The sequence below is a fragment of the Pseudomonas sp. MYb2 genome (assembly GCF_002979955.1).
GTDB lineage: Bacteria > Pseudomonadota > Gammaproteobacteria > Pseudomonadales > Pseudomonadaceae > Aquipseudomonas.
This window is the reverse complement of the sequence record NZ_PCQC01000008.1, coordinates 216,637-240,436: the sequence shown is the minus strand read 5'-3', so window position 1 is coordinate 240,436 and position 23,800 is coordinate 216,637. Positions and strand designations below refer to the sequence as shown.

Genomic DNA, 23,800 nt, shown 5'->3' with positions numbered 1-23,800 from the left:
CCGGGGGTTTTAGCGTCAATTCGATAAACGCAACACTGTGCGTTTATCGAACAGCTTAATCAGGCAAATAATTGCGCACTGAGGTCGCGGCTGGCGCTGAGCAGGCCCGGCAGGAAGCGCTGCTCCAGCTCGGTACGGCTGACGCGGCCGGCGTGAGTGCTGACGTTGAGCGCCGCGACGACTTGGCCCGAGGCGTCGTAAACCGGCACAGCAATCGAGCGCAGGCCTTGTTCCAGTTCCTGATCGACGATGCACCAGCCCTGCTGCCGCACTTCCTGCAGGCATTCGAGCAACGCGTCGGGGGTGTGGATCGTGCGGCTGGTCTTGGCGACCAGTTCGGCGTGATCGAGATACTCACGCAGCGACGTATCGTCGAGCGCGGCCAGCAGAATCCGCCCCATCGACGTGCAATAAGCCGGCAGGCGCCCGCCCACCGACAGGTCCACCGAAATCAGCCGCTGCGTGGTTGCCGAACGCGCGATGTAGAGAATGTCGTCGCCCTCGAGCGTGGCCATGTTGCAGGCTTCGTGCAATTGCTCGCTCATGCGGTCGAGGTAGGGTTGCGCCGACACCGCCAGAGGCGTTGACGATAAGTAGGCGTGACCGAGGGTCAGCACTTTCGGCAGCAATGAATAGGTGCGGCCGTCGGTGGTGGCGTAGCCGAGTTTGATCAGCGTATGCAGGCAGCGCCGCACAGCCGCGCGGGGAATCTCGGTACGGTGGCTGATCTGCGCGATGGTCAGATGACGTTTGCGTTCCTGGAAGGCCTGGACCACGGCCAGACCACGGGCCAGCGAGGTCATGAAATCCGGGTCGCCCGTCAGCGCCTGAATCCGCTTGGCTGGCGAGGCGACAATCGGTGGCGCCACGGAGGTGAAGGAGTTGCGCATTTGATCGTTCATTTCCTGTCCTTATTTCCGGATACCGCACGGATCAATGGCTATACAAGCGACTGGCCAACAGATGCACAAGGGCTGGGACGCCAAGATTGGGCGATTATCGAACGACAGACCGATAATCGCAATGCAACCTACGCCGTAATCCGCACAACCGAGACGCTTGTGCAACTTCAGCAGCAAACTGAACCTTCTTAGTTGATCGACTAAATGGCGCCAAAAACAGATCGGTCAGTAAATAACGCTCGGCTTGCAGTTCAACTAGTAATAAAAGTTGCGAGTAACAAAACGATCACACATCCGGAACCGTTTTTAACTTGGCAAAGATAGTCATTCCCGAATCGACCGCTATAATGCACTCAGTGACAGCCTGTTTTAATCACCGAGGTTGCCACCCGCTGACGCGATGCCATCGCTGTCGGACCCGGCCAGCGCCTGACGTTCATTACTCATGCAACGCCAACGCTCGCTGAAACAGGAAACTGATGCTGCGTCAGTTTTAATCTGGTGCCGTAGCCGCCTGTAACACGGAAGTCTTGATCGCCCTGTCGATGACACCAGTGCCTGCACAGGCGTTGCGCACTCGACGGGGTCGCTCAATCGATCTGTTGCAGTGCGTTTCACCAGACATTCAACTCAAATCAAACAGGTAGCACTGTGACGAAAGACGAACTGCGCGCGGAACTTGAGCGCCAGGAACAACGTTACAAGGAAGTTTACGGCGGGGAAGTCACCACCTACGCCGCCCAGCCCGAACCAGAACGCAAAGCGTGGCGTAAACGCCCCACCGTTCAGGATCAGGTGTTCAAGCAGGAAATAGAAAAGATCGAAAAGGAACTCAAAGCCGAAGAGCCATGAGCCCCGCTGCTTGAATTCTTCGGGGGCAAGCGTGCGCACCGGTTACAAGCGCGGTGTATAGACCTTGCCTTGCGCGCCCGCTACCCGCGGGCAGCGGCTATCTCCCCGTCCTACAGGGTGAAGGGGAGCTTCCTACAGGTTTCACAGATATTTCAGACAAGCGTTTGAGCCTCCAATGCGCCGGCAAAAGCGACCTTAAAAAAAGCGCTTTCCCAATAAAATCAACAGGTTGAAAAACCCTGTGTGACGCTTGGTTTTAACGCGCTGCAACAAATTAAATCGAAGAAGATTGTTACCGACGAGCAGGTAGGGCATCGATTTCCAGTCTTTTCTGGCATAATCGCGCCCCCTTACGACCGGGTCAGAAAACCTTCATGATCGATTTATTCAGCGGACTGGATGCTTGGGTGCTTGTGAGCCTCTTGCTCGCCCTGACGTTTGTCCTCGCCTTCGAGTTCATCAATGGATTTCATGACACCGCTAACGCGGTAGCCACTGTTATCTACACCAAAGCCATGCCGCCTCACCTGGCGGTGTTCTTCTCCGGTGTGTTCAATTTCCTCGGCGTGCTGCTGGGTGGCGTTGGCGTGGCGTATGCCATTGTCCACTTGCTGCCGGTTGAGCTGCTGATCAATGTGAACACCGGCCATGGTCTGGCGATGGTGTTCTCGTTGCTCGCCGCGGCAATCGCCTGGAACCTTGGCACGTGGTACTTCGGTATCCCGGCGTCCAGCTCGCACACGCTGATCGGTTCGATCCTCGGTGTCGGCCTGGCCAACGCCCTGATCAACGACATTCCGTTGGCAGATGGCGTGAACTGGCAGAAAGCGATCGATATCGGCGCCTCGCTGGTGTTCTCGCCGATGGCCGGCTTCCTGATCGCCGCGCTGATCCTGATCGGCCTGAAATGGTGGCGCCCGCTGTCGAAGATGCACAAGACACCGGAACAGCGTCGCAAGATCGACGACAAGAAGCACCCACCGTTCTGGAACCGTCTGGTCCTGGTGATCTCGGCCATGGCCGTGAGCTTCGTACACGGTTCCAACGATGGCCAGAAAGGCATCGGCCTGATCATGCTGGTGCTGATCGGTATCGTTCCGGCGCAGTTCGTGCTCGACCTGAACAGCACCACCTATCAGATCGAACGCACCCGCGACGCGACCCTGCACCTGAGCCAGTTCTACCAGCGCAACGCCGATTCGCTGGGTGAATTCCTGGCCCTGGGCAAGAGCGTGGAAGGCGACCTGCCGGAGAAATTCCGCTGCAACCCGCAGCAGACCGAACCGACCATTTCCGCCCTGCTGCACACCCTCAAAGGTGTAGCGGACTACCATTCGCTGTCGTCCGATAGCCGCATCGAAGTGCGTCGTTACCTGCTGTGCCTGGACGACACTGCGAAGAAGGTGGGCAAGCTGCCTGGTCTGGAACCCCGTGAAAAGGCTGACCTCGACAAGCTGCGCAAAGACCTGACCACCACCACCGAATACGCGCCGTTCTGGGTGATTCTGGCGGTTGCACTGGCTCTGGGCCTGGGCACCATGGTCGGCTGGAAACGCGTTGTTCTGACCATTGGCGAGAAGATCGGCAAGCAAGGCATGACCTATTCCCAGGGCATGTCGGCGCAGATCACTACTGCCAGCCTTATCGGTATGGCCAACATCTTCAGCCTGCCGGTTTCCACCACTCACGTTCTGTCTTCGGGCGTGGCTGGCACCATGGTCGCCAACAAGAGCGGCCTGCAGGGTGGTACGGTGCGGACCATTCTGTTGGCTTGGGTGTTGACCTTGCCGGCGACTGTTGCGCTGTCGGCCGGGTTGTTCTGGCTGGCGTCGAAGGCGCTGGGTAGTTGATAGATAGCGGGACATGAGAAAGGCGCGATTCGAGAGGATCGCGCCTTTTTTTGTGTTTGGGGTTTTGGGGTTGGGATTGGGATTGGGATTGGGGGCATATCCGTTGCTGCGGGTTCCGCCCTTACGGCGAGTCACCTTTTCCAAACGCCGGAGTGCCGGCCCAGCGAAAAGGTAACCCAAAAGGCTTTGCCCCGGCGTACGGCACTTCGCTGAGGCTCAGTGTTCCCTCGCTACGGTGTCCATCCGGGGGCATCGCCTACGGTTTGCTTCGCTGCACCTCCTCTCGATGTATGCGGCTACGCCGCACGGCGCTGCGCGCCTACCCCCGGATGAACACCTACGCTCGGCCTGCCGATGGGGCAAAAGATCAAAAACCAAAGCCAAAGCCAGATCAAAAGCCCCTCACCCTAGCCCTCTCCCAGAGGGAGAGGGGACTGACCGAGGTGTTTGGGGAAGGTACGCCGACGTGCGATACCGCGTTGAACTCAGATCTTGAAAAGCCCAGAAATCGGCCCCCTCTCCCTCCGGGAGAGGGCTGGGGTGAGGGGCAGCAACAACGCAAATCAAAAGCCGAACACCCGTGCTCTTCACCACTCAATAGGCCGAGTGTCAGCTCGCCTGCTCTTGATCTTGATCCACGGGCGACGTCGGAAGGCTGAGTGGAGGGATTGATCCGGGCGTGGGAGCGCAGCGACCGTTTGGCGCAGCCAAACACAGCGAGAGGAGGTGCAGCGAAGCAAACCGTAGGCGCTGCGCCCGGATCAATCCCGGAGCGAAGGAACCCCGAGCCCCAGCGAGCGGGCCGCACGTAGGAGCAAGCCTTTTTGGTTACTTTTTTCTGGGCCGGCATTCCGGGCGTCTGGAAAAAGTGACCCGCCGTAAGGGCGGAACCAAAATCAGCAACACCCGAAGCAACGGATATTCACACAAAACAACCCCAAACCTGGTCGGCCCAAAGGCCGCCAAGACACAAAAAAAAAGGGGCAACCGAAGTCGCCCCAAAATGCCTTGCGTGCTCATCAATCCAGAAGAATCACTTCTTGCGCTTATTCGCATCCTTCCAGATAAAAAATCCAAACCCTGCAAAAAACAGAACCATCAGCCCTACAGTCAGGACCCCGGCAAACACCACGTTATCGAAAAACATGACTGGCCTCCTGGCCCCTGCTCTGCTGCGATGGACCTAAGTTACCAAACACACAGACGCACAAATTGACCGGGATCAATACCAGCAAGGAAGGGAGATAAAGGAGGGAAAACAACTGACCTGCATCAACGGATGCAGGGGAGATCAACGCTTTTTCGGCTTGTTCTTCGACTTTTTCTTTGCTTTGCCCAACGGCATCGCCTGCTCGAAAGCCTGGCGCACCTCATTCAGGCGCTTCTCTTTAATGTCATGCACGCGCTTGGCGCGTTCAGTGCTGAGGTCAATCAGTTTGTCGTCTTGGCTCATGGCGTTCGGAACATCGCTTGAAAGAATCACAACTGCCAAAATCACCGGCAGGACTGCGCCAATAATGCAGCTTCAGGCCGGCGCTGACCAGCCGGCTAGCCACACGCGGTAAAACGCCTCAGATCTCGATATCGACCCACAAGCCCTGACGCGGCTGATCTTCCATCAGCGGCACCACCGGCACAGTGTTGTCGGCATTCAACTCGGTACCCGGCACGGCCAGATGTTCTTCCGGGTCTTCATCGGCTTCGCGACGGCGACGATCACGCTCTTGCTGACGGCGCTGTTCCTCACGCGCCAGCAGTCGATCCTCTTCCGGATCGCGCTTTTGCAGATCGATCGTACTTTCGTTGGAGCTTTCCTGCACCGGCACCACCGGAGGAATGTCCGGCCGCTGGCGGATCGGATCCTGCTGGGAAGTGATCGGCACAGCGCTCAGGGGGAGCATCGGTGGCAACATATAAAGGGTCTCCTGTCTGCAGGCTATCGGCTGCGGCAAAGGCGCCTTGAGCCGTCGGTCGCAAACTTGTGACCGGGTTGGCACTGTAGGAGCTGCCGCAGGCTGCGATCTTTTAATGGGACAACACGGATTCCAAGTGTTCCCCCAAGATCAAAAGATCGCAGCCTTCGGCAGCTCCTACCCAGTAATCTTTGGCCCTGAAGCCCTGATTCCGTTAAGATAGCCCGCTTTTTCAAGGTGGGAGTCAGGCAGCATGGCGCAGCAGTATCAACCGGGGCAACGCTGGATCAGTGACAGCGAAGCAGAGCTTGGTTTAGGCACCGTTCTGGCACAGGACGGCCGCTTGTTGACCGTGCTTTACCCGGCCACTGGCGAAACCCGCCAGTACGCGCTACGGAATGCGCCCCTGACCCGCGTGCGATTCTCGCCGGGTGACAGCATCACCCACTTCGAAGGCTGGAAGATGACCGTGCAGCAAGTCGACGATGTCGACGGGCTGATGGTCTATCACGGTCTCAACGGGCAGAACGAAGCCGTCACCCTGCCGGAAACCCAGCTGTCGAACTTCATTCAGTTCCGTCTGGCCAGCGACCGTCTGTTCGCCGGGCAGATCGATCCGTTGGCGTGGTTCTCGCTGCGTTACAACACCCTCGAACACACCAGCCGCCAGTTGCAATCTTCGCTCTGGGGCCTGGGTGGCGTGCGTGCGCAACCGATCGCGCACCAATTGCACATCGCCCGTGAAGTCGCCGACCGTATCGCGCCACGCGTATTGCTGGCGGACGAAGTAGGTCTGGGGAAAACCATCGAGGCCGGTCTGGTGATCCATCGCCAACTGCTCTCGGGCCGCGCCAACCGCGTGCTGATCCTCGTTCCGGAAAACCTCCAGCACCAGTGGCTGGTGGAGATGCGTCGTCGCTTCAACCTGCAGGTCGCGCTGTTCGACGAAGAACGCTTCATCGAGAGCGATGCCAGCAACCCGTTCGAAGACACCCAGCTTGCACTGGTGGCCTTGGAATGGCTGGTCGACGACGAGAAGGCGCAAGACGCGCTGTTCGCTGCCGGCTGGGATCTGCTGGTGGTCGACGAAGCGCACCACCTGGTCTGGCACGAAGAAAAAGCCAGCCCGGAATACACCTTGGTCGAGCAACTGGCTGAAACCATCCCGGGCGTGCTGCTGCTCACCGCCACCCCGGAACAACTCGGTCAGGACAGCCACTTCGCCCGTCTGCGCCTGCTCGATCCAAACCGTTTCCACGACCTGGCCGCCTTCCGCGCCGAGAGCGACAACTATCGCCCGGTGGCCGAAGCCGTTCAGGAACTGCTCGACAAGGGCCGTCTCTCGGCCAAAGCACACAAAACCATTCAGGGTTTCCTCGGCAACGAAGGCGAAGCGCTGCTGACTGCGGTCAACGATGGTGACACCGAAGCCAGCGCCCGCCTCGTACGCGAACTGCTCGATCGCCACGGCACCGGCCGCGTGCTGTTCCGTAACACCCGCGCTGCCGTGCAGGGTTTCCCGGAGCGCAAACTGCACCCGTACCCGCTGCCGTGCCCGGATGAATACCTCGAACTGCCGCTGGGCGAACACGCCGAGTTGTATCCGGAAGTCAGCTTCCAGGCGCAACCGGACGCCAGCGAAGAAGAACGCTGGTGGAAATTCGACCCGCGTGTCGAGTGGCTGATCGATCAGCTGAAAATGCTCAAGCGCACCAAAGTGCTGGTGATCTGCGCCCACGCCGAAACCGCGATGGACCTGGAAGACGCCCTGCGCGTGCGTTCCGGCATCCCGGCCACGGTGTTCCACGAAGGCATGAACATCCTTGAGCGTGACCGCGCCGCCGCGTACTTCGCCGATGAAGAGTTCGGCGCGCAAGTGCTGATCTGCTCGGAAATCGGCAGTGAAGGTCGCAACTTCCAGTTCGCTCACCACTTGGTGCTGTTCGATCTGCCGTCGCACCCGGATTTGCTCGAGCAGCGGATCGGTCGTCTCGACCGGATCGGCCAGAAGCACATCATCGAACTGCACGTGCCGTACCTGGAAACCAGCCCGCAAGAGCGCCTGTTCCAGTGGTACCACGAAGCGCTGAACGCGTTCCTCAATACCTGCCCGACCGGCAACGCCTTGCAGCACCAGTTCGGCCCACGCCTGCTGCCGCTGCTCGAAGAAGCCGATGACAGTGAGTGGCAAGCGCTGATCGACGAAGCGCGCAGCGAGCGCGAGCGTCTGGAAGCCGAGTTGCACACTGGCCGCGACCGTCTGCTGGAGCTCAACTCCGGCGGCGCCGGCGAAGGTGAAGCGCTGGTCGAGGACATCCTTGAGCAAGACGATCAGTTCGCCCTGCCGATCTACATGGAAACTCTGTTCGACGCGTTCGGCATCGACAGCGAAGACCATTCGGAAAACGCCCTGATCCTCAAGCCGAGCGAGAAGATGCTCGACGCCAGTTTCCCGCTGGGCGACGACGAAGGCGTGACCATCACCTACGACCGTAACCAGGCGCTGTCGCGCGAGGACATGCAGTTCATCACCTGGGAACACCCGATGGTGCAGGGCGGCATGGACCTGGTGCTGTCCGGTTCGATGGGCAACACCGCCGTCGCGCTGATCAAGAACAAGGCGTTGAAGCCGGGCACCGTGCTGCTCGAATTGCTCTACGTCAGCGAAGTGGTTGCCCCGCGCTCGCTGCAACTGGGCCGTTACCTGCCGCCGGCCGCCCTGCGCTGCCTGCTTGATGCCAATGGTAACGACCTGTCGCCACGCGTCTCGTTTGAAACACTGAACGATCAACTGGAAAGCGTGCCGCGTGCCAGCGCCAACAAGTTCATCCAGGCGCAGCGCGATCAGCTGACGCCACGGATCAACGCCGGCGAGGACAAGATTGCCCCGCGTCACGCCGAACGCGTGGCCGAGGCCCGTCGCCGTCTGGCGGCCGACACCGACGAAGAACTGGCGCGCCTGACCGCGTTGCAAGCGGTCAACCCGACTGTACGTGACAGCGAACTGGTGGCGTTGCGTGAACAGCGCGAGCAGGGTCTGGCGATGCTGGATAAAGCGGCGTTGCGTCTGGAAGCGATTCGGGTGTTGGTGGCGGGCTAAACCGCCCCGCTCCAGCGCTGAAAACAACAAGGCCCGCAGTGATGCGGGCCTTTTTGTTTGCCTGTGATTTAGATCGTTCCCACGCTCTGCGTGGGAATGCCTCAAGGGACGCTCCGCGTTCCAGCTCCGGAAAGGGACGCAGAGCGTCCCGGGCTGCGTTCCCACGCAGAGCGTGGGAACGATCATCATGCCGTCGCTACTGCAACCTCTGGCTCAACCACAGCAACCAGCCCCTCCTTCATCCGCTGCGCATCCCGGACAAAACACCGCGCCGCCAGAAACAGAAACACCATGGTCAAAAACAGCGCCACCGGAATCAGGTACATCGCGTCATGCAGCCCGACGGCTTTGAACGCCTCGGTCATCTGCTCAGCCCCCGCCGCCAGCATCGCCGTGTGCGCGAAATGATCCGACAAGCCACCGACCACCACCGGCCCCAAACCACCACCCAGCAAATACAACCCGGCAAAGAACAACGCCATCGCCGTCGCCCGCAAACGCGGTTCGACCACATCCTGAATCGCCGTATAAACACAGGTATAAAAGTTGTAGGCAAACAGCCAACCAACACTGAACACCGCGACAAACACACCAATCTCAATGCGCCCGGAATGCAGGGCCCACGCCGTGCACAGGGTCGAAATGATCAGACTGAACGCGGCAAACAACAGCCGCCCGTTGGCCACGCGCTGGTGAATCTTGTCGGCGATCCAGCCACCGAGCGTCAAACCGACCAGCCCGGTTACCCCGACAATTACCCCCGTGGCCACGGCCGCTTCCTGCAATGGCATGAGGAAATAGCGTTGCAGCATCGGCACCAGAAACGAGTTGCAGGCATAGGTGGCGAAGTTGAAGCACAACCCGGCCATCACCAGCCACAGAAAGGTCGGCACCGCCAGAATCCGCCGGATCGGCCTGTCCACTTTCTCTTGCGAAACCTGCACGGTCTCCGCTGCGCCGCGCTTCGGCTCTTTGATAAAGAACATGAAAATCGCCAGAAGCAGACCCGGCACCGCTGCAATAAAGAACGGCGCGCGCCAGCTGTCGAACGCCTTGACCATCGCGCCGATGGTGAAGAACGCCAGCAACAGGCCCAGCGGCAGACCGAGCATGAAAATGCCCATGGCCCGCGCCCGACGGTGCGCCGGAAACAGGTCACCGATCAGCGAGTTGGCCGCCGGCGCATAACTGGCCTCGCCGATGCCGATGCCCATGCGCACGATCAGAAAGCTCCAGAAACTGCCGACCAGGCCGTTGACCGCCGTCAGTGCACTCCACGTCGCCAGACCCCAGCCCATCAGTTTGCTGCGCGAACCGGTGTCGGCCATGCGCCCCAGCGGCAGGCCGGCGATGGCATAAACGATGGTGAACGCGGTGCCGACGATCCCCAGCTGGAAATCGCTGAGGTGCCATTCCATGCGGATCGGCTCGATGATGATCGCCGGAATGGTGCGGTCGAAGAAATTGAACAGGTTGGCGAGGAACAGCAGGAACAGAATGCGCCAGGCATTCGCCGCTTGGGTCGAGTTCTGCATGGGTCCGTCTCTTTATTGTTATGGGGCTTCACTGCCAACGCATCCGAGCCCGGAACCTGCAATCTAGTCAGCCCGTCGGGACCTGTCTGTGATCATTCGTCTGCCTGATATCGGGCCATGGCACTGTAACGAAACGTAAGCCTTTGATAAGTCAGCGATCCCCCGAAAACCGGGGCTTTTGCGGCAAAACCTTGCCACAAAAAAATAGTTTCGCGCCCCCCTTCCCAAGTCTGCGGCAAAGCCTAGAATGGCCGCCGGATCCGTCCGGATCTTTCGATCAATCCCTTTGATACCCTCGCCCATGTCCGAAGTCAGTCCGTGTCTGAATTGCGGTGCCTGCTGTTCCCATTTTCGCGTGTCTTTTTTCTGGGGTGAATGCGCTTCCTCCGGTGGTACGGTGCCTGATGAACTGGTCACGCAGATCAGCCCGAGCCGGGTGGCGATGAACGGTACCGACTGCAAATCGCCGCGTTGCACGGCATTGGTCGGTGAAGTCGGCAGCGAGGTGAAGTGCTCGATTTACGAACAACGCTCCAGCCCGTGTCGTGAATTCGAATCGTCTTGGGAAAACGGCGAACAGAATGTCGATTGCGACAAGGCTCGTGCACGCTTCGGCTTGCCGCCGCTGCAACCGGACTGGGCGCAAATCCCTTTCGAACAGAGCGCTTGAGCCTTTAGCGCCAATCGCTATGAGGCTAATGACGAAATCATTAGCGCCAATGTGCCACTACCGCTTGCTCTCTGAAAACCGCCTCTATACTCCAGACATTCGCCTGCGTTCATCACGCAGTCAGGACGACTTCAGAGACGGGGCATGCTATGGAGTGGCTTGGTTTGCAGTTTGTTACCGAGCTGCCGGAGAGCGGGCAGGTCATTCTCAATTGCACTCATAATCCCTTGCTGGTGCTGGTGGCCTATCTGGTCGCTTGCGCGGCAAGCTTTGCCACCCTCGACATGGCCGAACGGGTGGGCCACGCGGAAGATCCCGGCTCGCAGCGCGTCTGGCGCTGGATCGGCGCAACCTGCCTGGCCGGCGGCATCTGGGCGATGCATTTCATCGGCATGCTGGCATTCCAGGCGCCGATCGAAATCCAGTACGACCTCGCCATTACCCTGTTCTCCCTGCTGATCGCCCTCCTCGCCTCCTGGCTGGCAATGCACACGTTGAGCGAGCCGCAACCGAGCCTGACTCAATACCTGAAAACCGCCATTGTCATCGGCCTCGGCATTGCCGGCATGCACTATGTCGGCATGGCAGCAATGCAATCGGCCGCAACCGCTTATTACCAACCGCTGCTGTTCTGCCTGTCGGTGGTGATTGCCATCGGCGCCAGTTTCGCCGCATTGTCGGTGGCCGGTTACTTGCGCGAAGGCAGCGGTTTGTCTCATCAGATGCTCAAGTACACCGCCGCGCTGATTCTCGGTGCCGGGATCATCAGCATGCATTTCACCGGGATGGCGGCGCTGAACCTGGTCTTGCCGGCAAACAGTCTGCCGTCGATTGCCACCGGAACCAGCCACCTGCAATTAGGCCTCACGGTCGCGCTGATTACCTTGCTGATCCTTGGCAGCGCGGTCAGCGCGGCACTGGCCGACAAGAAACTGCAAAACAAGGAGCACGACCTGCGCCGGGTCAATGCCCTGCTCAGCCAGCTCGATCAAGCGCGCATGTCGCTGCAACAAGTGGCCAACTACGATGCCCTGACCAACCTGATCAACCGACGCGGGTTCAACCAGATCTTCGCCGAGAAACTCAGCCAGAAAACCAGCGAAGGCGGCATGCTCGCGGTGATGTTTCTCGACATCGACCACTTCAAGCGGATCAACGACAGCCTCGGCCATGACGCCGGTGACGAACTGCTCAAAGTCATCGCCCAGCACATCAAAGGCTCGGTGCGCAGCCATGAAGACGTGGTCGCGCGTTTCGGCGGCGACGAGTTCTGCATCCTCATCAACCTGCATGACCGCGAAGAAGCCCGCAATATGGCCCAACGCATCATGCTCAAAATGAAGGAGCCGATCGAGTTGGCCGGACGCCGCATGGTGATGACCACCAGCATCGGCATCAGTCTGTTTCCGGAAGACGGCAGCACCTGCGAAGAACTGCTCAAGCACGCCGATCTGGCGTTGTATCAATCCAAAGGCGCGGGACGTAATGGCCTGCACTTTTTCAGTTCCAACCTCAAGACCCGCGCCAGCTTCGAGCTGCAACTGGAAGAAGAACTGCGCCATGCCCTACGCGAAGAAAACGGCCTGACACTGTATTACCAACCGATCTTCGAACTGAAAACCGGCCGTGTCACCAAACTTGAAGCACTGATTCGCTGGCAGCATCCGCTGCACGGCTTGCTGACCCCGGATCGTTTTATCACCATCGCCGAAAACAACGGCCTGATCGCCGAACTGGACAACTGGGTGCTGCGCCGGGCCTGCAAGGATCTGGGTGAATTGTCGCGCCATGGCTGCGATGAACTGAAAATCGCCTGGAACTGCTCACCGCTGAATCTTGGCCGCGAAGAGCTGGCCATCGAGATCGAAAACGCTTTGCGCACTGCCGGAGTGGCACCGGAACGGCTGGAACTGGAAGTCACCGAGAATGCGCTGATGGGCAATATCGCCAACACCCTGGTGTTGCTGCGGCAGATCCGCGCGCTCGGCGTATCGCTGTCGATCGACGACTTCGGCACCGGCTATTCGTCGCTGGCTTACCTCAAGCGCCTGCCGCTCAACACCTTGAAGATCGACCGCTCGTTCATCCTCGACATTCCCACGGCGACCGCCGACATGGAGATCGTCCAGGCGATCATCGTCATGGCGCACACCCTGCATTTGCAAGTGGTCACCGAAGGCGTGGAAAGCCTGGAACAGTACGAATTCCTTGAACGCTCGGGCTGCGACTTCATTCAGGGTTACCTGCTCAGCCGTCCGGTGCCGCTGGACGAACTGCGCCCGGTACTGGAAGAAATCAATCAGCGCAAACACTCACACGCGGTCAATCCGTTGATTCTGGCGCGCGGTACATTTGCACCAGTGTCGCTGGATCCTGCGCCAAAAAGCCCTGCGCCCCATGCAGGCGCATCAATTGTGCGGCCAATCCGCTGATCGGCGTCGCCGAGCCTTGTTCGCGGGAAAATTTCACGGCGGTATCGAGATCCTTGAGCAGCGTGCGCACGTGCCACTTGATCGGTTCGAAACGGCTTTCGGCCATTTGCGGCGCAAGAATCTGCAACGGTTTCGAATCGGCGAAACCGCCAGCCAAGGCTTCGGCGATCAGCCTGGCATCGACGCCGGCCTGCTCGGCCAGCGCCACCACTTCGGCGATCACTAGCGCATTGCAGGCGACGATCATCTGGTTGCAGGCCTTGGTCACTTGCCCGGCGCCGATGCCGCCCATGTGCGTGACGCGCTGACCGAGGTTGAGCAACACCGGGCGCACGCGCTCAAGGTCTGCCACCTCGCCACCGACCATGATTGCCAGGCTGCCCGCCTCGGCACCGACTACACCGCCGGACACCGGGGAGTCCAGCCAGCTCATCCCCGTTTTCTGCGCCAGCGCGGTCGCCATCTCCCGAGTAGCAGTCGGCTCAAGGCTGGAAAAATCCACCAGCAACTGGCCGCGCTTTGCCCCGGCAGCAATGCCATCGGCGCCAAACACCACTTCGCGCACGACCGCCGTATCGGCCAGACACAACATCACCACGTCGGCGTGTGCGCACAGTTCAGCGGCGGTCGCCACCTGCCGGGCACCGGCCTCGACCAGTGGCGCGCACTTGGCCGGGTTGCGATTCCACACGGTCAGCGGGTAACCCGCGGCCAACAGACGCCGACACATGGGCAGCCCCATCAGACCGATTCCGGCGAACCCCAACGAAGGTAGCGTTGACATCATTTTGCCTCTTTTCGATTAAAGATCGCCGAATAATGGCCGATTCATCAACGATCAGGAAAGGATTCCCCCCAGCGACAGTCAGGCCAAAACCCTGATGCTCGGGCTCAATTCGCGCAATTAAAAGACGCGAGATCTTATTCCGTGAGGTTCGTAGGCAAAGGCCTGCGAGCCGACCCAGTCCAGGTATATGGCGCACAATGACTTCTAAAAACAATCCCGCCCCAGCGGTATCCGATCTGACGTTGAGCCCCGCCGCGAACAGCCCGTCATCGTCGAAGCCATCGGTCCCGTCGCGCCCGCTGTCGACCCAGCAATACCTGTACTTCACCGAAACCAACACCGACCGCATCCTCGACAACCTCGACGGCCTGCGTGATCTGGTGTTCCCGCGCCCACCGCACCTGGAAGGCGACAACGAACAGCACAACGACCAGGAATTCCCCTCGGTGTGTCTGATCGGCCTCGGTCGCTGCGGCTCGAACATCGCCCTTGATGTCGCGGAGCTGGTGTACAACGCGCGCAAGTTCTACCTCAACGAATTCAACAACGAAGATCGCCCGGCGGATCGCCGACTGGCCGACAAGGGCTACAGCCCGGCCCAGTGGATCAAGAACAACCTGCGCATCGGCCCGAACAAATCGACCAAACCGGTGTTTCTGGTCGAACCGCTGGTGATGCTCGGCGACCTCGACAAGGACATCGCCGGGCGCATTCGCTTCTCGCGCAAGGGCGAAAAAAGCGGCTTCCTGCGCGACTACAGCAAAATGAAGATCATGGACTTGTCCGAAGTCCACGCTGGTGGCGCCGGTAACGCGCCGATCCTCGGCCAGTATCTGGCGAAGATCATCCTCAACAAGGACACCCAGCGCTTCTCCAGCCCAGACTGGAAAATGATCCACTCGTACCTGATCGACAGCTGTGGCATCAAGGCCAACCAGTCGCGCCTGTACTTCTCGATCTTCAGTGCCGGCGGCGGTACCGGTTCCGGCATGGCCTCGGAATTCGGTCTGGCCCAGCAGCACTCGTACATGAACAAGACGTTCGACACCAAGCCGATGGACGAACATGACGGCAAGAGCGGCCACTCGTTCGTGTTCGAGCCGATCTTCACCAGCGGTATCTGCGTGCTGCCGAACATTTCCGATCATCGCAGCGAAATGTCCGAGGCGCTGCACATCAACGCCGGTCGCCTGCTGTGCAAATATCTGTCGGAAGAATGGGATTTCTCCTACAACTTCGCCAACGAAGACAGCAGCGAAGCCAGCGTCATGGGGCGTATCCGCCCATGGAACGCGATGATGCTGATCTCCAACGACATCATGCGTTACGCCGAAGAGAGCGATGACGGCAACATCCAGAACATTGATGTCAATGCGATGGAAAAGCACGCCAACCAGTACATCTCGCAGCAGATCTTCAACATTCTGACGGCGCAGGCAGTCACCACTGACTACGACCAGAACTACTTCCGCCGCGCCGGCATCGACATCGGCGAAACCATTCGCCTCGACGCCAACGACCTGTTCATGAGTCTGGCCGGCCCGGTGGCGATTGCTTACGCCGAATCGGTGGTGCCGGAAACGCCACCGCCGAGCAGCGACAAGTTCAAGGTGTTCGATAAAGAGCCGCAGCGTCTGAACATCGATGATCTGTTCTTCCGCTCGATCGACCTGCCGCACTTCAACAAAGTGACCCAGGCGATCGAAGGCATCAGTCTGTTGCCGATCGAGTCCAAGCGTTATCGCGCTTCGCTTGAGCAGTACAAGAATTCCGGCTACGACGCCGCCGCCCTGCACGACCTGCACTTCTTCAAGAACTGCTCGTCGGTGGTCTCGATTGTCTCGCTGCCGAAAGACTACAAACTGTCGTACATGGACCTGAACCGGTTGAAGACCCACCTCAACAGCCTGTTCCCCAACACCACGCTCAAACGCTATGCGCTGGTGATCGGCGCCTCGGCCAATCTGTCGTTGACCACGCTGATTGCGAAGAGCCCGTGCCTGTCGGATGACTTCCTGACTTTGATCGTCGCGTTCATCAAGCGTTGCTTCGCGAAGAATCCTTACCGTTTTGACGAGACCCTGGACAACTCGATCCTCGATTTCATCATCAACGAGGAGTTCGACGAAGACCGCATCGACGACCTGCTCAACGAGTTCGAGAACCCGGCGAAGATCCTCGATACCAACTGGTACGCGATCAAGCCGATGTACGAGAAGAAGTACCGTGAGCTGATCAACGACAAAGAGAAGTTTGTCTCGATCAATGACATTCGCCTGTCGCGCGATTGTGTGAAGAAGTCGATCAAGTATTTGCGCGAGATCTACCGTCACCGGATTGGCAAGACCAAGGTTATTTCCCTCAATAACCATACCGGCAAGTCGTTCTCGGTCTGATCCAGGATCGAGTCGCGGCAATCGCGAGCAGGCTCTTTCCTACAATTGGAATGCGTTCCCCTGTAGGAGTGAGCCTGCTCGCGATGAGGCCTTTTCAGACGAAAGAAATCTCGAATCCAACATCCAGAAACAATTAAGCAGCCGTTAGGCTGCTTACTAAACTGTTCCCGTTACGTTTACGTCACCGTGATGCCACCCGCGCTTGTGGTGTTTCTCTACGGCAACGTGCCATCACGCTACTCCGCTACACACTTTTCGCTGACGACCGGCCGCACCATCAAGGTGCAGCGTCAGAAGCGACTGCCCTTTCCTGGATCAGAATCCACGGTGAAACCACCACCGCCCACAACGCCGGATCACGCTCGAAGAGATCCAGCGCCCGCGTTTCAGACAGCTTGGCGACTTTGTCTTGGGCCAGCCAGGCAGCCACTTTCTCGCCATCATCCGATGCCACGGCCTCGGCGGCAGCGATCAGATCCAGCGCAGGGTCGACCCACAATAGGGCACCCTTGGCGAAGAACGGCTCCAACTCCTTCCAGGTAATAGATGCGGTTTCACCAAGCAGCTTGGCATAGAGGGTGCTAGGTTCTTGATTCATGGGCGCTGTCCGGAAAAGAAATCGACGCGAATGATAACGTTGGTGGTCCGCTAGCAAAACCCGGTTGCAAATGGCTGTACCGAACGAAAAGAGCAGGAACGCCAAGGAATGCTGCTGATTGGGATATATGCCCACGAACGCCCCGCCGCAATTCTGTCTTTTTCATTCAAAAACGCGACACCCCCAAGTTTTGCCCCTCGGCGCCCGCTTCCCAGGCTGACAACCGGCGCTCTACACTGTACCGGTACAGTTGCCGGGGGCATTTCCGGAGGGTATCGCAAAGATATCTGACCCGGTTCTGCTGCTACGGCGCCAGAACTCAAAAAAATTACAACAGTAAGAGTGGAGCACTATGACTAAGGCTACTAAGCAGATTTCCAAACTGTTTGCCGCTATGGTTCTGGCCGGGGTTGCCAGCCATTCGTTCGCAGCTGACACCATCAAAATCGGTATCGCCGGCCCTAAAACCGGTCCAGTAGCCCAGTACGGCGACATGCAGTTCAGTGGCGCAAAAATGGCCATTGAGCAAATCAACGCCAAGGGCGGCGTCGACGGCAAGAAACTCGAAGCCGTTGAATACGACGATGCCTGCGATCCGAAACAAGCGGTAGCCGTTGCGAACAAGGTCGTCAACGACGGCGTCAAGTTCGTGGTCGGTCACCTGTGCTCCAGCTCCACTCAGCCAGCTTCGGACATCTACGAAGACGAAGGCGTGATCATGATCACCCCGGCTGCCACCAGCCCGGACATCACCGCCCGTGGTTACAAAATGGTCTTCCGCACCATCGGTCTGGACAGCGCCCAGGGCCCTGCCGCCGGTAACTACATTGCTGACCATGTGAAACCGAAAATTGTCGGCGTGCTGCACGACAAGCAGCAATACGGTGAAGGCATCGCCACCGCGGTGAAATCGACCCTCGAGAAGAAAGGCACCAAGGTTGCCGTGTTTGAAGGCGTCAACGCCGGCGACAAAGACTTCTCGGCGATCATCGCCAAGCTCAAGCAAGCCAACGTCGATTTCGTCTACTACGGCGGCTACCACCCGGAGCTGGGTCTGATCCTGCGTCAAGCCCAGGAAAAAGGCCTGAAAGCCAAGTTCATGGGTCCGGAAGGCGTGGGTAACGACTCGATCACCCAGATCGCCAAGGACGCGTCCGAAGGCCTGCTGGTGACGCTGCCGAAATCCTTCGACCAGGATCCAGCCAACATCGCCCTGGCCGATGCTTTCAAAGCGAAGAAAGAAGACCCGAGCGGTCCGTTCGTGTTCCCGTCCTACTCGGCGGTTGAAGTGATTGCCGAAGGCATCAAGGCAGCCAAGTCCGAAGACGCGACCAAAGTGGCTGAAGCCATTCACGCCGGTACCTTCAAGACCCCGACTGGCGACCTGAGCTTCGATGCCAAGGGCGACCTCAAAGACTTCAAATTCGTGGTCTACGAGTGGCACAACGGCAAGCCTAAAACTGAAGTATCGCCTCAGTAAGGCGCTGCCTGACTGACTGCCAATAAAGCCCACGGCGTGCCGTGGGCTTTGTTTTACGAATGTAATGGGCCGCGCTGGCGTGATCCGCCAGTCTCCCCACCTGAAAATCTCAAAACCGTCATCAGCGGTTCGCTGGCAAAACCCGGATTCGAAGTGGATAAAGATCCACGGGGCCGGGCGGGAAAATGACTCCACCAGTGAAATGCGTATCAGGTTTTTAGGAGCGCTGTAATGCCTGACATCTATCACTTCTTCCAACAGCTGGTTAACGGCCTGAACGTTGGCAGCATGTATGCCTTGATCGCCATCGGCTACACGATGGTTTACGGCATCATTGGAATGATCAACTTCGCCCACGGCGAGGTGTACATGATCGGCTCCTACGTGGCGTTCATCGCCATCGCCGGGTTGACCATGATGGGACTCGACAGTGTCCCGCTGTTGATGACTGCGGCGTTCATCGCCAGCATCGTCGTCACCAGTTCCTACGGTTACAGCATCGAACGCATTGCCTACCGCCCCCTGCGCGGCAGCAACCGTCTGATCCCGCTGATTTCCGCGATCGGTATGTCGATCTTCCTGCAGAACACGGTTCTGCTGGCGCAAGACTCCAAGGACAAAGCTATCCCCAACCTGATTCCGGGCAACCTTGCCTTCGGCCCAGGTGGCGCACAAGAAGTGCTGATTTCCTACATGCAAATCGTGGTGTTCGTGGTGACGCTGATCGCCATGCTCGGCCTGACACTGTTCATCTCCCGCTCTCGCCTGGGTCGCGCCTGCCGCGCCTGCGCCGAAGACATCAAGATGGCCAACCTGCTCGGCATCAACACCAACAACATCATCGCCCTGACCTTCGTCATTGGTGCCGCGCTGGCAGCCGTTGCGGCTGTACTGCTGAGCATGCAATACGGGGTGATCAATCCGAACGCCGGTTTCCTCGTCGGCCTCAAAGCCTTCACCGCTGCGGTACTCGGCGGTATCGGCAGCATCCCCGGCGCCATGCTCGGCGGGTTGGTGCTTGGGGTGGCGGAAGCGTTTGGCGCCGATATCTTCGGCGACCAGTACAAGGACGTCGTGGCTTTCGGCTTGTTGGTTCTGGTGCTGTTGTTCCGTCCGACCGGCATTCTGGGCCGTCCGGAGGTTGAGAAAGTATGACTAGGAATCTTAAACAGGCGCTGTTCAGCGCTTTGCTGGTGTGGGCCGTGGCCTACCCGGTACTCGGTCTGAAACTGACCATCGTCGGCATCAACCTGGAAGTGCACAACACCAGCCCGACCGTGCTGGCGACCATCGCCATCTGTTCGGTGCTGATGTTCCTGCGGGTGCTGTTCAATCAGCAGATCAGCAAGGCCTGGCGTTCATCGCCGGGTCTGCCGCTGATCCCGGCCAAAGCGAGCAACTTCCTCACACTGCCAACCACCCAGCGCTATTTCATCATTGCGCTGATCCTGGTGGCGCTGGTGTGGCCGTTCTTCGGTTCCCGTGGCGCGGTGGACATCGCGACGCTGATCCTGATCTACGTGATGCTCGGCCTGGGCCTGAACATCGTCGTCGGTCTGGCCGGTCTGCTCGACCTCGGTTACGTCGGCTTCTACGCCGTTGGCGCCTACAGCTACGCGCTGCTGTCGCACTACTACGGCCTGAGCTTCTGGATCTGCCTGCCGATTGCCGGCCTGATGGCGGCGACGTTCGGCTTCCTGCTGGGCTTCCCGGTGTTGCGTCTGCGCGGTGACTATCTGGCGATCGTGACCCTCGGCTTCGGGGAGATCATCCGTCTGTTCCTGCGTAACCTGACCGACATTACCGGTGGTCCGAACGGCATCAGCAACATCGAGAAACCGACGTTCTTCGGCCTGACCTTCGAACGCAAGGCCGCGGAAGGCATGCAAACCTTCCACGAGTATTTCGGCCTGCAATACAACTCGATCAACAAGGTGATCTTCCTTTACCTGGTTGCCCTGTTGCTGGCGCTGGCGGCGCTATTCGTCATCAACCGCCTGCTGCGCATGCCGATCGGCCGTGCGTGGGAAGCGCTGCGTGAGGACGAAATCGCTTGCCGCGCACTGGGTCTGAATCCAACGATCATCAAGCTGTCCGCGTTCACCCTCGGTGCTGCGTTTGCCGGTTTCGCCGGTAGCTTCTTCGCTGCGCGTCAGGGGCTGGTGACGCCGGAATCGTTCACCTTCATCGAGTCGGCGATCATCCTCGCCATCGTCGTATTGGGTGGCATGGGCTCGCAGCTGGGCGTGATTCTCGCGGCCGTGGTGATGATCCTGTTGCCGGAAATGATGCGTGAGTTCAGCGAGTACCGCATGCTGATGTTCGGTGCCCTGATGGTATTGATGATGATCTGGCGTCCACAAGGTCTGCTGCCGATGCAACGCCCACACATGGAGTTGCGAAAATGAGCCGCGAGATCTTGAAAGTTGAGAACCTGAGCATGCGCTTCGGCGGCTTGCTGGCGGTCAACGGCGTGGCCCTGACCGTCAAAGAGAAACAAGTGGTTGCACTGATCGGGCCGAATGGCGCCGGCAAGACCACCGTGTTCAACTGCCTGACCGGTTTCTACCAGCCAACCGGCGGTAGCATCCTGTTGGACGGCGAGCCGATTCAAGGCCTGCCGGGGCACAAGATCGCGCTCAAAGGCGTGGTGCGCACCTTCCAGAACGTGCGTTTGTTCAAGGACATGACGGCGGTCGAGAACCTGTTGATCGCCCAGCACCGTCACCTCAACACCAACTTCCTGTCCGGTCTGTTCAAGACTCCGGCGTTCCGCAAAAGCGAGCGCGAGGCCATGGAGTTTGCCGAGTACTGGCTGGAAAAGGTCAACCTCAAAGAGTTCGCCAACCGTACCGCCGGCACCTTGGCTTACGGTCAGCAACGGCGTCTGGAAATCGCTCGCTGCATGATGACCCGTCCACGGATCCTCATGCTCGACGAACCGGCCGCCGGCCTGAACCCGAAGGAAACCGAAGACCTCAAGGCGCTGATCGGTGTGCTGCGTGAAGAGCACAACGTCACCGTGCTGTTGATTGAGCACGACATGAAACTGGTCATGAGCATTTCCGACCACATCGTCGTGATCAACCAAGGCACGCCTCTGGCCGACGGCACGCCGGAACAGATCCGCGATAATCCTGAAGTGATCAAAGCCTACCTGGGGGAAGCGTAAATGCTGCAGTTCGAAAACGTTTCCACCTTCTACGGCAAGATCCAGGCCCTGCACAGCGTCAACGTCGAAGTCCGCCAGGGCGAGATCGTGACCCTGATCGGCGCCAACGGTGCCGGCAAGTCCACGCTGCTGATGACGCTTTGCGGTTCGCCGCAGGCGCACAGCGGCAGCATCCGCTACATGGGTGAGGAACTGGTCGGCCAGGACTCGTCACAGATCATGCGCAAGAGCATCGCGGTGGTGCCGGAAGGTCGTCGGGTGTTTGCCCGTCTGACCGTTGAAGAAAATCTGTCCATGGGCGGCTTTTTCACCGACAAGGGCGACTATCAGGAGCAAATGGACAAGGTTCTCGGCCTGTTCCCACGCCTGAAAGAACGCTTCAACCAGCGTGGCGGCACCATGTCCGGCGGCGAACAGCAAATGCTCGCCATCGGCCGTGCGTTGATGAGCAAGCCGAAACTGCTACTGCTCGACGAGCCGTCGCTGGGCCTGGCACCGATCATCATCCAGCAGATTTTCGACATCATCGAAATGCTGCGCAAGGACGGTGTGACGGTGTTCCTGGTCGAGCAGAACGCCAACCAGGCGCTGAAAATCGCTGACCGCGCCTACGTTCTGGAGAACGGTCGTGTGGTCATGCAAGGCACCGGTGAAGCACTGCTGACCGACCCGAAAGTGCGCGAGGCGTACCTCGGCGGTTGATGCATTTCACTGAACAAAAAAACGGCCTTCGGGCCGTTTTTTTTACCTCACACATCCCCCCGTAGGAGCTGCCGAAGGCTGCGATCTTTTGACTTTGGTTGTTAAAAACAAGATCAAAAGATCGCAGCCTGCGGCAGCTCCTACAGAGCATCGGTGTCAGTACGGATTGCAGTGCTGTGCTACCGCCGTGGCCTGATCGACATACGGACGTGCCGGTTCCAGATTCCATTCAGGCTTGTTGCGCACAGGCTTGCCCTCGTACGTTGCCGCGAGGTGGCAAACCATCTGCCGACGCAACGAGCCACCATTGACGCTGTACTGCCGCCACTGCTGATCGTCTTTGTGCTTGTTGTACAGCTCGGCAAACATGCGATCAGTCTGGTCATCCTTGATCGCGCGACCGCAAGCGGTCGGTACCACCGAGAGTGACCAGGTGTTCGGCCCCAGTTTCGGATCAGGACGCTGTGTCCAGGTGCTGGATTCGATGTACTTGTCGCAGAATTTCGGTTCTGCCGGCGTCGAGGTCTGGATGCACGAGAACGAAGCCTTGGCGACCGGGGTTCGCGGGAAGTCGATCTTGATGATATTGCGGTCCTTGCCAGTCTTGGCTTTGTAGTCCTTTTGATTGGCCAGTGCGTCATTCAGGCCGCGTTGATCGCTGTAGAAAAACGCCAGAATCGGCAGCTCATCGGTTTTCGGATTGCCCAGACGCAGTTCCGTCTGCGTTTGAAACTCGCGGCTGTTGATGACTTTGCGCGCGCCCAAGAAATTGCGAAAGGCATCGACACGCTCCCTGCTGCTCATCGGATTGCGCATGTTGAAACCACACTGCAACTGATCCTGCTGCCGATTGTTGTTGTACTGGGTGAAGTGTGCGACCCAGGCATTCGGGCTGGTGATCGGTGGTTTCATGGCCTGGCAAACCGCTTCGGCCGGCGCAGTGTTTTTGTTGTCGCCACAGCCGCGGTCGTTGCGATAGTCGGTCCAGGCATCATTGGGAAAGGCGCAATAGACGTGCACGGGTGTTTCCGGATCGCGGATCAGATCTCTTGGTGTAATCAGATAGCCGTTTTGCGTACTCATGCCGGGGTCTTCATAGCTGATGCCGTCGGCACGCATATACGAAGCGGCGAACGTGCCCAGCTCCACGGCTTTCGGGCTGGGATTCCACACATCCCATTTCTGCCCCTTGGCCGGATCGGCGCGGTGGGTGCCACGAACCAACAGTCCCGAACAGTCCGACGCGGGGTCCTGACCGCAACTGTCGACGGTTTTGTTGTACAGGCTTTCGACCTTCTTCAGCGTCTCGTCGCAAGATTCGGCACGGGCCCATGTCGCGTGCAACAGCAGCGGCAACATCAGCAATGGAGCGGTCCTGATCAGACGTTTTTTCATGGCTTGCATCTCCTTG

Annotated in this window: 20 protein-coding genes; 12 read left to right on the top strand and 8 right to left on the bottom strand. The window is 58.9% G+C overall.

Annotation, left to right across the window (positions count from 1 at the left end):
• Positions 1-59: 59 nt before the first annotated feature.
• Complete coding sequence (pcaR, locus tag CQ009_RS16580) at positions 60-902, bottom strand: pca regulon transcriptional regulator PcaR (protein ID WP_007917109.1); 843 nt, start codon at positions 900-902, stop codon at positions 60-62.
• On the opposite strand from pcaR, the gene CQ009_RS29950 reads away from it, so the two are divergent.
• The 3 genes from CQ009_RS29950 (at position 891) to CQ009_RS16570 (ending at position 3,604) form a co-directional block, all read left to right on the top strand.
• Positions 891-1,094 carry a hypothetical protein gene (locus tag CQ009_RS29950; protein WP_152974199.1) on the top strand — a complete coding sequence of 68 codons (204 nt, stop codon included), beginning with the start codon at positions 891-893 and terminating at the stop codon, positions 1,092-1,094. The two genes, pcaR and CQ009_RS29950, sit on opposite strands and share 12 nt — an antisense overlap.
• Positions 1,095-1,553: 459 nt before the next feature.
• Positions 1,554-1,754: a hypothetical protein gene (locus CQ009_RS16575; protein WP_008080067.1), complete on the top strand. Its 201-nt coding sequence runs from the start codon at positions 1,554-1,556 to the stop codon at positions 1,752-1,754.
• Between the two features lie 374 nt (positions 1,755-2,128).
• Positions 2,129-3,604, top strand: a complete 1,476-nt coding sequence (locus CQ009_RS16570; protein ID WP_105707491.1) for an inorganic phosphate transporter — start codon at positions 2,129-2,131, stop codon at positions 3,602-3,604.
• A gap of 1,033 nt (positions 3,605-4,637) precedes the next feature.
• Here CQ009_RS16570 and ccoM read toward each other — a convergent pair.
• The 3 genes from ccoM to CQ009_RS16565 all read right to left on the bottom strand — a co-directional run bounded on the left by ccoM (position 4,638) and on the right by CQ009_RS16565 (position 5,517).
• A complete protein-coding gene (ccoM, locus tag CQ009_RS30330) occupies positions 4,638-4,751 on the bottom strand; it encodes a cytochrome c oxidase subunit CcoM (protein WP_003222396.1) in 114 nt (37 codons plus the stop codon).
• 144 nt (positions 4,752-4,895) lie between these two features.
• Positions 4,896-5,057, bottom strand: coding sequence for a hypothetical protein (locus CQ009_RS30090; RefSeq protein ID WP_007918490.1), 162 nt, complete (start codon positions 5,055-5,057; stop codon positions 4,896-4,898).
• A 118-nt stretch (positions 5,058-5,175) separates the two neighbouring features.
• Positions 5,176-5,517 carry a hypothetical protein gene (locus CQ009_RS16565; protein WP_003222394.1) on the bottom strand — a complete coding sequence of 114 codons (342 nt, stop codon included), beginning with the start codon at positions 5,515-5,517 and terminating at the stop codon, positions 5,176-5,178.
• A gap of 253 nt (positions 5,518-5,770) precedes the next feature.
• On the opposite strand from CQ009_RS16565, the gene rapA reads away from it, so the two are divergent.
• Complete coding sequence (gene rapA / locus CQ009_RS16560) at positions 5,771-8,617, top strand: RNA polymerase-associated protein RapA (RefSeq protein WP_064393054.1); 2,847 nt, start codon at positions 5,771-5,773, stop codon at positions 8,615-8,617.
• A gap of 185 nt (positions 8,618-8,802) precedes the next feature.
• On the opposite strand, the gene CQ009_RS16555 is transcribed toward rapA, so the two are convergent.
• Positions 8,803-10,152, bottom strand: a complete 1,350-nt coding sequence (locus CQ009_RS16555; protein WP_105707489.1) for an MFS transporter — start codon at positions 10,150-10,152, stop codon at positions 8,803-8,805.
• Between the two features lie 301 nt (positions 10,153-10,453).
• On the opposite strand from CQ009_RS16555, the gene CQ009_RS16550 reads away from it, so the two are divergent.
• Positions 10,454-10,822, top strand: a complete 369-nt coding sequence (locus tag CQ009_RS16550; protein WP_105707487.1) for a YkgJ family cysteine cluster protein — start codon at positions 10,454-10,456, stop codon at positions 10,820-10,822.
• A gap of 149 nt (positions 10,823-10,971) precedes the next feature.
• Complete coding sequence (locus tag CQ009_RS16545) at positions 10,972-13,254, top strand: bifunctional diguanylate cyclase/phosphodiesterase (RefSeq protein WP_105707485.1); 2,283 nt, start codon at positions 10,972-10,974, stop codon at positions 13,252-13,254.
• On the opposite strand, the gene CQ009_RS16540 is transcribed toward CQ009_RS16545, so the two are convergent.
• Positions 13,145-14,041: an NAD(P)-dependent oxidoreductase gene (locus CQ009_RS16540; RefSeq protein WP_371920117.1), complete on the bottom strand. Its 897-nt coding sequence runs from the start codon at positions 14,039-14,041 to the stop codon at positions 13,145-13,147. The genes CQ009_RS16545 and CQ009_RS16540 overlap by 110 nt on opposite strands.
• 197 nt (positions 14,042-14,238) lie before the next feature.
• On the opposite strand from CQ009_RS16540, the gene CQ009_RS16535 reads away from it, so the two are divergent.
• Positions 14,239-16,437 carry a hypothetical protein gene (locus CQ009_RS16535; RefSeq protein WP_064393059.1) on the top strand — a complete coding sequence of 733 codons (2,199 nt, stop codon included), beginning with the start codon at positions 14,239-14,241 and terminating at the stop codon, positions 16,435-16,437.
• Between the two features lie 277 nt (positions 16,438-16,714).
• On the opposite strand, the gene CQ009_RS16530 is transcribed toward CQ009_RS16535, so the two are convergent.
• Positions 16,715-17,035 carry a DUF2288 domain-containing protein gene (locus CQ009_RS16530; protein WP_064393060.1) on the bottom strand — a complete coding sequence of 107 codons (321 nt, stop codon included), beginning with the start codon at positions 17,033-17,035 and terminating at the stop codon, positions 16,715-16,717.
• A 352-nt stretch (positions 17,036-17,387) separates the two neighbouring features.
• Between CQ009_RS16530 and CQ009_RS16525 the strand changes: the two genes are divergently transcribed.
• The 5 genes from CQ009_RS16525 (at position 17,388) to CQ009_RS16500 (ending at position 22,389) form a co-directional block, all read left to right on the top strand.
• Positions 17,388-18,515, top strand: coding sequence for a branched-chain amino acid ABC transporter substrate-binding protein (locus tag CQ009_RS16525; protein ID WP_007918518.1), 1,128 nt, complete (start codon positions 17,388-17,390; stop codon positions 18,513-18,515).
• A 231-nt stretch (positions 18,516-18,746) separates the two neighbouring features.
• A complete protein-coding gene (gene livH, locus CQ009_RS16515) occupies positions 18,747-19,670 on the top strand; it encodes a high-affinity branched-chain amino acid ABC transporter permease LivH (RefSeq protein ID WP_016986597.1) in 924 nt (307 codons plus the stop codon).
• The gene (locus CQ009_RS16510; protein ID WP_064393061.1) at positions 19,667-20,923 is read left to right on the top strand and encodes a high-affinity branched-chain amino acid ABC transporter permease LivM; all 1,257 of its coding nucleotides are present in this window, start codon (positions 19,667-19,669) and stop codon (positions 20,921-20,923) included. Before livH ends, CQ009_RS16510 begins: the two co-directional genes overlap by 4 nt.
• Positions 20,920-21,687 (top strand): high-affinity branched-chain amino acid ABC transporter ATP-binding protein LivG, encoded by a 768-nt coding sequence (gene livG / locus CQ009_RS16505; RefSeq protein ID WP_016771357.1) that lies wholly within the window; start codon positions 20,920-20,922, stop codon positions 21,685-21,687. Before CQ009_RS16510 ends, livG begins: the two co-directional genes overlap by 4 nt.
• Complete coding sequence (locus tag CQ009_RS16500) at positions 21,688-22,389, top strand: ABC transporter ATP-binding protein (RefSeq protein WP_008082262.1); 702 nt, start codon at positions 21,688-21,690, stop codon at positions 22,387-22,389.
• 156 nt (positions 22,390-22,545) lie between these two features.
• On the opposite strand, the gene CQ009_RS16495 is transcribed toward CQ009_RS16500, so the two are convergent.
• Complete coding sequence (locus CQ009_RS16495; RefSeq protein ID WP_105707483.1) at positions 22,546-23,784, bottom strand: DUF2599 domain-containing protein; 1,239 nt, start codon at positions 23,782-23,784, stop codon at positions 22,546-22,548.
• Positions 23,785-23,800 lie beyond the last annotated feature (16 nt).